1 protein-coding gene and 1 pseudogene are annotated in these 2,748 nt (G+C 69.5%); both read left to right on the forward strand.

The window, feature by feature from the left end; all coding sequences use genetic code 11:
• Positions 1–285, forward strand: a pseudogene (locus J3S89_RS14940) (DUF1419 domain-containing protein); the annotation flags it as partial.
• A gap of 215 nt (positions 286–500) precedes the next feature.
• Positions 501–2,748, forward strand: a 2,248-nt coding sequence (locus J3S89_RS14945) for an N-6 DNA methylase (RefSeq protein WP_217928485.1), incomplete at its 3' end; no start/stop codon positions are given.

Raw genomic sequence — 2,748 nt, forward strand, 5'->3', positions numbered from 1 at the left:
TCGCCGGATCGGATGCGCCGAGCGATCCTCGAGCGCGAGGCCCTGCCCGGTCGCGGGATGACCCGCGCGGAGTGTCTCGAACACATCTGGAGCGAGACCCATGACGCCTACCGCGGCCATGCCGGCGTCGACTGGCCGGAAGAGGCGAGGGGCCGACGCTTCGTCGTGGTCTACGGGCAAGGGCTCGGCGCTCGAACCAGGCTTCTCGAAGAGCTGACCACCCGGGAGATCGCGGCCAAACTGCCGGGCCGACTGCTCGCCGTCACCGACGCCGCGGCGGCGTGAACGGAGACGACCGGGCGACCATCACCCACGGCCGATCCGCCGAGGAGCCGACGGCAACGATCGTGCGCGGTCAACGTCGGTCAACTCGATCGGCAGCCGTCGGCCGAGACCGGGCGACCCATCCTTCAGACCCCATCCGAGGCACCACCCCACCTCTGCCCGATCCGTTCGGGCGGAGCGGTGCCGCGCGCCTTCCCTTCGAGGAGCAAGCTCTCATGAGTTCCATCGATCCCTTCACCCTCGATCTCTTCGGGACGACCGGCCTTTCCTCCGGTCTGAGCTTCGGCCTCGGCTCCTTGCCGCCGCCGCCCGACGACGATCCCGACGATTCGCCGCCGTCCACGCCGGCCCCCGCCTCGACGGGGGCCGTGTTCGTTCGGCCGGCCGCTTCAGAGAGGGGGCGCGGCAAGAACTTCCATCTCGAAGGGGGCCGCCGTCTCGCTGCCGGTTGGAAGGGGAGGGCGCGTGACAACATCGAAGCCATTCGACTGGCGGCCGCGATCGAACGCGACAACCGTCCCGCGACGGGTGAGGAACAGGCGCGCCTCATCCGTTTCATCGGCTTCGGTGCATCGGAACTCGCGAACGGCGCCTTCCGCCGTCCCGGAGGGGCGTCCTTCCGTACCGGTTGGGAGGAGATCGGCGCCGACCTCGAGGACGCGGTCGGGGAGGGGGAACATGCCTCGCTTGCCCGCTGCACCCAGTATGCTCACTTCACGCCCGAGGTCGTCGTCCGTGCGATCTGGGCCGGGCTCGAACGTCTCGGCTGGCGTGGCGGCCGCGTGTTGGAGCCCGGGATTGGTACGGGACTCTTCCCGGCCCTGATGCCCGAAGCACTTCGATCCGTCTCGCACGTCACCGGCGTCGAGCTCGACCCGGTGACGGCGCGGATCGCTCGACTGTTGCAGCCGCGGGCGCGGATTCTGACGGGGGATTTCGCGCGCACCGAGCTGGCGGCGAACTTCGATCTCGCCATCGGCAATCCGCCCTTCTCCGATCGCACGGTTCGCTCCGACCGTGCCTATCGGTCACTCGGCCTGCGTCTCCACGACTACTTCATCGCCCGGTCGATCGATCTCTTGAAACCCGGCGGCCTCGCCGCCTTCGTCACGAGTTCCGGCACGCTCGACAAGGCCGACGGCACGGCGCGCGAGCACATCGCGAAGTCGGCCGATCTCGTCGCCGCCATCCGTCTGCCCGCGGGCTCATTTCGTGCCGACGCCGGCACCGACGTGGTGGTCGATGTCATCTTCTTCCGTAAGCGCAAGGCGGGCGCGCCGCGAGGAGACACGACCTGGCTCGATCTCGCCGAGGTACGCCCGGCCGGCGACGAGGACGGCGCGATCCGCGTCAACGCCTGGTTCGCCCGCTACCCGGAGCTGGTGCTCGGCACCCACGCGCTGAGCTCCGGTCCGTTCGGTGAGACCTACACCTGCCTCGCCGGCGATGAGGCTCTCGAGGTCGTCCTCGGCCGCGCAGTCACGCGTCTGCCGGAAGCGATCTACGACGATGAGCCCGAGCCGATCGACGCGGAGGGCGTGTGCGACGAGCCGATCGTCACCCCCATCGATGCCCGATCTCATGTCCGCGAGGGCAGTTATCTGATGGACCCGCGCCGAGGTCTCCTGCAGATCGCCGCCGGCGTGCCCGTACCGGTCGCCGCCCGCAGGGGCAGGGGCTGCGAGGGCTTCTCGGAGAAGCACATCCGGATCATCGGCAAGCTGATCCCGATCCGCGATGCCGTGCGCGAGATCCTCGCGTGTCAGGAGGCCGACCGGCCGTGGCAGCCGGCGCAGGTGCGGCTGCGCATCGCCTGGGGCGCCTTCGTTCGGACCTTCGGCCCGATCAACCACACCACGGTCTCGATCACCGAGGATGCCGAGACCGGTGAGATGCGCGAGACCCATCGTCAGCCGAACCTCGCGCCGTTCCGGGACGATCCCGACTGTTGGCTGGTCGCCTCGATCGAGGACTACGACCTCGACAGCGATACGGCGAAGCCCGGCCCGATCTTTTCGACCCGTGTGATCGCGCCCCCGGCGCCGCCGGTGATCACGTCCGCCGCCGATGCACTCGCCGTGGTGCTGAACGAGCGCGGTCGCGTCGACCTCGACCACATCGCCGAGCTGCTGCACCGGGACGTCGACGACGTTGTCGCTGATCTCGGCGAGGCGATCTTCCGCGATCCCGTCGACGGCGCGTGGCAGACGGCAGACGCCTATCTCTCCGGTCCCGTGCGCAAGAAGCTCGAGGTGGCGACGGCTGCGTCCGCGCTCGACCCCGTCTTCGAGAGGAACGTCCGAGCCCTCGACGCCGTGCAGCCGGCCGACCTCCGTCCCTCCGAGATCACCGCCCGCCTCGGCGCGCCGTGGATCCCGGCTTCCGACGTCGTCGCCTTCGTGCACGAGACGATGGGCGCCGCCATCCGCATCCACCACATGCCGGAACTGGCCTTGTGGACGG

Source organism: Pinisolibacter aquiterrae (assembly GCF_019160155.1).
GTDB classification, from domain to species: Bacteria; Pseudomonadota; Alphaproteobacteria; order Rhizobiales; family Ancalomicrobiaceae; genus Pinisolibacter; species Pinisolibacter aquiterrae.